The 8,105-nt window shown below is 30.5% G+C and carries 6 protein-coding genes; 3 read left to right on the forward strand and 3 right to left on the reverse strand.

Annotated elements, in window-relative coordinates; genetic code table 11:
* Positions 1-94 precede the first annotated feature (94 nt).
* Positions 95-3,508 (reverse strand): methylmalonyl-CoA mutase family protein, encoded by a 3,414-nt coding sequence (locus AC1XJX_RS09255; RefSeq protein ID WP_482003693.1) that lies wholly within the window; start codon positions 3,506-3,508, stop codon positions 95-97.
* A gap of 146 nt (positions 3,509-3,654) precedes the next feature.
* Between AC1XJX_RS09255 and purU the strand changes: the two genes are divergently transcribed.
* The 3 genes from purU to AC1XJX_RS09270 all read left to right on the forward strand — a co-directional run bounded on the left by purU (position 3,655) and on the right by AC1XJX_RS09270 (position 5,772).
* Positions 3,655-4,509 (forward strand): formyltetrahydrofolate deformylase, encoded by an 855-nt coding sequence (gene purU, locus AC1XJX_RS09260; protein ID WP_482003694.1) that lies wholly within the window; start codon positions 3,655-3,657, stop codon positions 4,507-4,509.
* A gap of 169 nt (positions 4,510-4,678) precedes the next feature.
* The gene (locus tag AC1XJX_RS09265) at positions 4,679-5,383 is read left to right on the forward strand and encodes a DUF4197 domain-containing protein (RefSeq protein ID WP_482003695.1); all 705 of its coding nucleotides are present in this window, start codon (positions 4,679-4,681) and stop codon (positions 5,381-5,383) included.
* Positions 5,384-5,622: 239 nt separating this feature from the next.
* Entirely contained in the window at positions 5,623-5,772 is a 150-nt protein-coding gene (locus tag AC1XJX_RS09270; protein ID WP_482003696.1) for a hypothetical protein, read from the forward strand.
* Here AC1XJX_RS09270 and pyrF read toward each other — a convergent pair.
* Complete coding sequence (pyrF, locus tag AC1XJX_RS09275) at positions 5,765-6,580, reverse strand: orotidine-5'-phosphate decarboxylase (protein WP_482003697.1); 816 nt, start codon at positions 6,578-6,580, stop codon at positions 5,765-5,767. The genes AC1XJX_RS09270 and pyrF overlap by 8 nt on opposite strands.
* 65 nt (positions 6,581-6,645) lie before the next feature.
* Positions 6,646-7,722 carry a peptide chain release factor 1 gene (prfA, locus tag AC1XJX_RS09280; RefSeq protein ID WP_482003698.1) on the reverse strand — a complete coding sequence of 359 codons (1,077 nt, stop codon included), beginning with the start codon at positions 7,720-7,722 and terminating at the stop codon, positions 6,646-6,648.
* Positions 7,723-8,105 lie beyond the last annotated feature (383 nt).

Here is an 8,105-nt window from a genome sequence, read left to right on the forward strand (position 1 = left end):
AAATGATTCTGTTTTTTTAAAGATACCATAATGAAACAATGGTTGCATATCGATTTAAAAACTTATAAAATTTTAATATTATTATGATTTTAAATTACATATTTCTTCGATATTGGCCACCTACTTCAAACAAAGCATTTGTAATTTGACCTAATGAACACACTTTACATACTTCCATTAAAGACTCAAAAATATTTTTATTATTAATAGCTTTGTCTTGCAACTCTTTTAATAAGTTATCTGTATTATTTGCTTTATGAAGATTTTCTAATGTTTTAATTTGAAATTGTTTTTCAGCTTCTGTGGCTCGTATAACCTCTGCTGGCAAAACAGTTGGAGATCCTTTAATACTTAAAAAGGTATTAACCCCTATAATTGGAAAATCACCATTATGTTTTAACGTTTCATAATATAAACTTTCTTCTTGTATTTTACTTCGTTGATACATGGTTTCCATGGCGCCTAAAACACCTCCACGTTCTGTAATTCTATCAAATTCAAGAAGAACAGCTTCCTCTACTAAATCAGTTAACTCTTCAATAATGAATGAGCCTTGAATTGGATTTTCATTTTTTGCTAAACCTAACTCTTTATTAATAATTAATTGAATTGCCATTGCTCTACGCACTGATTCTTCGGTAGGCGTTGTAATTGCTTCATCGTAAGCATTTGTATGAAGGGAATTACAGTTATCATAAATAGCATACAAAGCTTGTAGTGTCGTTCTAATATCATTAAAATCAATTTCTTGAGCATGTAAACTTCTACCTGAAGTTTGAATGTGATATTTAAGCATTTGAGCACGCTCATTAGCACCATATTTTTGCTTCATAGCTTTTGCCCAAATTTTTCTAGCTACACGACCAATTACTGCATATTCTGGATCGATACCGTTTGAAAAAAAGAATGATAAATTGGGTCCGAACTTATTAATATCCATGCCACGACTTAAATAATATTCTACGTAAGTGAAACCATTAGAAAGTGTAAGGGCTAATTGCGTTATAGGATTTGCACCAGCCTCTGCAATATGATAACCAGAAATTGATACCGAATAGAAATTACGTACATTGTTGTCAATAAAATACTCTTGCACGTCTCCCATTAATCGCAAAGCAAATTCTGTTGAAAAAATACAGGTATTTTGCGCCTGATCTTCCTTTAAAATATCAGCTTGCACAGTACCTCTAACTTGTGCAATGGTTTTTATTTTAATCTCAGCATAAATATTTGCTGGTAATACTTGATCTCCAGTAACACCTAACAACATTAAACCTAAGCCATTATTACCTTCTGGAAGTTCGCCGTTATATTTTGGGCGTTCTTTACCTTCATAAATTTTAGCGATTTTAGCTTCTACTTCTTTTTCTAAACCATTCGCTTTTATATATAATTCACATTGTTGATCTATAGCTGCATTTATGAAAAATGCTAAAAGCATGGGTGCAGGACCATTAATAGTCATACTAACAGACGTCATAACATCAGCTAAATCAAAACCGGAATAAAGCTTTTTAGCATCATCTAAACAGCAAATAGATACTCCAGCATTACCAATTTTTCCATAAATATCTGGACGTAAGTCAGGGTCATTTCCGTAAAGTGTTACACTATCAAAAGCTGTAGATAAACGTTTTGCTGGCAAACCTGCACTAACATAATGAAAGCGCTTATTAGTACGTTCTGGACCTCCTTCTCCTGCAAACATACGAGCCGGATCTTCACCGGTTCTTTTAAATGGATATAAACCAGACGTAAAAGGAAATTCTCCAGGTACATTTTCTTGTAAACACCAATTTAAAATATCTCCCCAAGCTTGATATTTTGGTAATACTACTTTTGGGATTTGTGTGTGTGATAAAGACTCTGTATGCGTTTCAATCTTTATTTCTTTATCTCTAACTTTGAAGGAATAAGTCGGATTTTTGTATTTAATTACTTTCTCACTCCAACCAGTTATTATTTCCCAATTATAAGGGTTTAAGTTGAGTTTTACTCGATCAAATTCTGAAATCAATAATTTAACAAAATCTTTATCTTCTTCTTTTATTGTGATAGATTCTGATACAATTCCTGATTTATCGAGTGTTGGAGTTAAATTTAATACAGACTCTAAAGTTTTATAAATTCCATAAAGTTTTTGAGCTACTTCTACTTGATCTTTAGCCGTTTTATCATAACCTCTATTATTTTCAGCTATTTCAGATAAATAGCGTGTTCTATTTGGTGGAATTACAAAAATCTTTTCACTCATTTCATTTGAAATAGTAAAAGTTGATTTTAAATTAACTCCAGTTTTCTCAACCAAAGTATCCATAATCGCTTTATAAAGCGTATTCATTCCGGGATCGTTAAATTGTGAAGCTATGGTACCAAAAACAGGTAACTCCTCTTGAGGGATATCCCAAAGATTATTGTTACGCATATATTGTTTTTTTACATCACGCAAAGCATCTAAAGAGCCACGTTTATCAAACTTGTTGATAGCAACCAAATCAGCAAAATCAAGCATATCAATTTTCTCTAATTGTGTTGCTGCACCAAACTCTGGTGTCATCACGTAAAGTGACACATCAGAATGTTCTATAATTTCTGTATCACTTTGTCCAATACCAGAAGTTTCTAGAATAATTAAATCAAATTCAGCAGCTTTTAAAACTTCAACAGCTTCATTAACATATTTAGATAGTGCTAAATTAGATTGGCGCGTTGCTAAACTACGCATATAAACACGTGAATTATTAATAGCATTCATTCGAATTCTATCACCTAAAAGCGCACCACCAGTTTTACGTTTTGAGGGATCTACGGAAATGATACCAATTGTTTTTTCTGGAAAATCAATTAAAAATCGTCTCACTAATTCATCAACCAAACTGGATTTTCCTGCACCACCTGTACCTGTAATTCCAAGAACTGGTGTTTTGGAATTTGTATTTTTTGAATGAATTTTTTCTAGAGTTGATTTAGCTACTTCAGGAAAATTTTCTGCAGAAGATATTACTCTTGCAATATCTCTAAAATTTTTATTTGAAAGTTTTTCCAAATCAATATTAAGAGAGTCTCCAAGAGCAAAATCTGATTTTTCAACCAAATCGTTTATCATGCCTTGTAAACCCATTTCTCTACCATCATCAGGTGCATAAATACGAGAAATCCCATAAGCCATTAACTCCTTAATTTCAGAAGGTAATATAACACCACCGCCACCGCCAAAAATCTTGATATGTTCTGAACCCTTTTCCTTTAAAAGGTTGTACATATATTTAAAGTATTCATTGTGACCTCCTTGGTAAGATGTTAAACAAATCGCATTCACATCTTCTTGAATAGCTGTATTTACAACTTCTTCTACACTTCTGTCATGACCTAAGTGAATAACCTCAACACCTGTGGCTTGGATAATACGTCGCATGATATTTATGGAAGCATCATGGCCATCAAACAGTGATGCCGCTGTAACGATTCTAACTTTATATTTTGGCTTATATGGTTCTTTCTGATTCATTCTTAAAGAATATTGAATTTTAGAGCTGCAATTTACGAAATATTCAAAAAAATAAATATTTTACATGAAATTATACAAAATTATTATTCCATTTATAACCTGTATTATTTTTAAACTAATTTTGAGACTATTATATCATAAATCTAGTGAATAAAATTACCATATTAATCCATTGTAAAGACCAATCATCGATAATTGCCTCAGTAACAAATTTTATTGCCAATAAAGAGGGTAATATTGTTTACATTGATCAGCATGTGGATAGAGAACAAAATATCTTTTTTATGAGATTGGAAAGTGAGTTTTTTACTGAAACTTTTTCAACAGATGAATTTAAGGTTGATTTTAAAGAAGTTTTAGCAGATAAATTTGAGATGAAATGGCGTATTTATTCATCAGAATTAAAACCAAAAATGGCGTTATTTATATCCAAATACGACCATTGTTTATATGATTTGTTAGGGCGTTATAATTCTGGAGAACTAAATTTAGAAATTCCTTTTATAATTAGTAACCATCTGGATTTAAAATTAATTGCCGAAAATTTCAAAATTCCATTTCATCATATTCCCGTAACAAAAGATAATAAAGAAGATGCTGAAAATAAACAACTAGAATTATTAGAAAAATACGATATAGATTTTATTGTTTTAGCGCGCTACATGCAAATTGTTACTGGTAAAATAATTAATAAATACCAAAATAAAATAATTAACATTCATCACTCGTTTTTACCAGCTTTTGTTGGTGCTAAACCTTACCATTCAGCATACAAACGTGGTGTAAAAATCATAGGTGCTACCAGTCATTATGTTACTGAAGAATTAGATGCCGGACCTATAATAGAGCAAGATGTAGCTCGTGTTACCCACGCACATGCTATTGAAGATTTAATAGCAAAAGGCCGAGATTTAGAAAAAATTGTATTAGCAAATGCTGTTAAATTACATGCTAACAGAAAGGTTATGGTTTATAATAATAAGACTGTTATTTTTTCTTAAAAAAAAATTAAAAAAAATGTGACTTGATGTTTGATGTGGTGTCTTAAATTCAATACTATTAAAACTTTAAGTTTTTTTAATAGTATTAATAAAAGAAAAGGCATCAAACTCTCAATGATGTCTTTTCTATTTTTACTCGCTATATTTACAATAAATAAAATCTAAAATCATGACAAAAAAAATAGTATTAATATTGTTAATTTTCAACTTTACCTCTTGTGCAGAACTTCAACAAGTCGTTAATCAATTACCACAAGGAGGTATTCTTGGTAATGATGAAATTGCCTCTGGACTTAGACAGGCTTTAGATTTTGGTATAGATAAACAAGTAGCAAAACTTACCCAAACAGATGGTTTTTTTAAAAATGACTTGGTTAAAATTTTACTTCCAGAAGAACTTAAAAAAGTTGATAAAGCACTAAGAGAGATAGGTTTGAGTAGTTTAGCTGATGAAGGCCTAAAAGTTTTAAATAGAGCTGCAGAAGATGCTGTGAAAGAAGCTACGCCAATTTTTGTTAATGCTGTTAAAGAAATCACTTTCACAGACGCTAAAAATATTTTAATAGGTAATGATGATGCTGCAACACAATATTTAACCAATAAAACGAAAACTGCCTTGTATGCAAAATTTAACCCAGTAATTAAAAATTCATTAAGTAAAGTAGGTGCCAATGAAATTTGGAATAATTTAATAAACAAATACAATGCGATTCCTTTTACTAATAATGTAAATCCGGATTTAACAGACTATGTAACGGGAGAAGCTTTAAAAGGAGTTTATACCATGATTGCTGTTGAAGAAAAAGATATCCGTACGAAACTTTCTTCAAGAACAACAGATTTATTGAGAAAGGTTTTTGCTCTGCAAGATTAAGAAGCAAATACATATAAATTATCAATCCTATATATAGAAATAATTATAGGATTTTTTTATTTAAAATACTTATTAATTTGGGGTTAAACACATAAATTTCCAAACTTAAAAACCAACAAAGCAAACTTAACAGCTAGACTAAATAAATTGTTTTTAAATCTCTTTTTAGCAATTATTTAACCTTTTCATTACATCTAAAATAGCTATTAACCCGTACTTTATATAAAACAAAGAACGTTATGAATACACATTTTTGTAAAGTTGGAAAAATAAAGCCAAACTTTAATAAACTATTAAGTTTAAAAGAATTAGAAACTAAAATTGCAAATTTTGTTGAAGATGTCAATAAAGTTGAATATCAAGAAGGTACTGAAACACAATTTATTTAATTAAAAGAATTTCCATTTCTTTTTGGATTTCACTGGCTTTTAAAGCTGCTTCTTGAGCAAAGTTTTCATTATTTGAAGCGTAAATAATACCTCTTGAAGAGTTTATTATCAAGCCAATATTGCTGTTCATTCCATATTTACAAACCTCTTGTAAATTACCACCTTGTGCACCTACACCCGGAACCAGCAAAAAGTTATTTGGAATAATTTTCCTGATATCTGCTAAATACTCAGCTTTAGTAGCTCCAACTACATACATTAAATTTTCAGAATTTTTCCAAGTTTTTGATGTTTCCAAAACTTGTTTATATAACTCAATACCGTCAACAGTTTTAGTTTGAAAATCAAAAGCGCCTTGATTGGATGTTAAAGCTAAAAGAATGGTGTGCTTATTTTTAAAAGCTAAAAAAGGTTCTACAGAATCTTTACCCATATACGGTGCCACAGTAACAGAATCAAACGCTAAATCTTCAAAAAAAGCTCTAGCATACATCGTACTAGTGTTACCTATATCACCACGTTTAGCATCAGCAATTGTGAATATTTCAGGGTGATTTTCGTTTAAGTAATTAATTGTTTTCTCTAATGCTTTCCAACCTTTTAGGCCATAAGCTTCATAAAATGCTGTATTTGGTTTATAAGCAACACATAAATGATGTGTTGCATCAATTATAGCTTTATTAAAAGCGAATATAGGGTCTTCTTCTTTTAATAAATACTGCGGAACTTTATTTAAATCAACATCCAATCCAATGCATAAAAAGGATTTTTTTTGATGTATTTGTTTAATGAGTTGGTTTGTTGTCATATCTATTTTACCACGAATTAACTCATATTAGTTAAAAACAACATTTGATAATTAGTTGCTATTTCTTAAATCACTTCACTATTTGCTTTTAACTTTTCAGTGTTTTCTGCAAGTTGTAGCTCATCAATTATTTTCTGAATATCACCATTAACAATATTTCCTAAATCGTAAAGTGTTAATCCAATTCTGTGATCAGTTACACGCCCTTGCGGATAGTTATAGGTTCTAATTTTTGCACTTCTATCACCACTAGTAACCATGCTACCTCGTTTTGCAGCATCCTCCTCCATTTTTTTAGCCAACTCCATATCGTATAAACGAGAACGAAGTACTCTAAAAGCTTTCTCTTTATTTTTATGTTGTGATTTTTGATCTTGACACTGAGCCACCAAACCTGTTGGAATGTGTGTTAAACGTACAGCAGAATAAGTGGTGTTTACCGATTGACCACCTGGACCTGATGAACAGAAAAAATCAATTCTTACATCTTTGGGATTAATCTCTACATCAAACTCTTCTGCTTCTGGAAACACCATTACCGTTGCTGCACTGGTATGCACACGGCCTTGAGTTTCTGTTTGTGGTACACGTTGTACACGATGAACACCTGCTTCAAACTTTAAAGTTCCATAAACATCTTCACCAGAAACCTCAAATTGAATCTCTTTAAAACCACCGTTGGTTCCTTCACTAAAGTCCACGGTATCAACTTTCCAACCTTTACTTTCACAATATTTTGTGTACATTCTAAACAAATCTCCCGCAAAAATACTTGCCTCATCACCTCCTGTACCAGCACGTAACTCAACAACAGCATTTTTTGTGTCTTCGGGGTCTTTTGGTATCAATAAAAACTTAATTTCATCTTCTAATTTTGGAAGACGATCTTTAGCTTCATCATATTGCATTTTAGCCATATCTACCATCTCAGGATCGCCTCCTTCAGAAATAATATCTTCCGCTTCTGATAAATTATTTATTGCCTCTAAATACTCTTCCCTTTTATCCATGAGACTTTTAAGGTCTTTATATTCTTTATTAAGACTCACATATCGTTTTTGATCTGAAATTATATTAGGTTGAATGATTAAATCACTAACCTCATCAAAACGTTGTTTTATTATTTGTAATTTCTCTAACATCTACCTTTTTTATTGGGACTCAAAAATACAATAATTTATGAATTTTAAGTATTCGTAAACAACTCTAATAATTAAATAGTAAAAATATTAATTACCAATTTCCGTTATTACAGGTACTATGCAGCAATTATTTTCAATATTTATATTTTACAGACCTTTCATTTTATGGTCGATAACAATAAATATGGGCTTGTATTTCTTAAATTACTATATTTTACAAATACTTTTTAATAAAACTTATTTTAGTTATTTTTTTATGGTATTTATTAAATGAAAAAAACGCTAAAAGAAAATTATTATTTTACAGGAATTTGGGGATTTCAACTCTTAAATTGTTTTTATATTTTTATATTTTTATATTTTAGATATAATTATCTCGTTAC

The sequence above is a fragment of the Flaviramulus sp. genome (genome assembly GCF_982512915.1).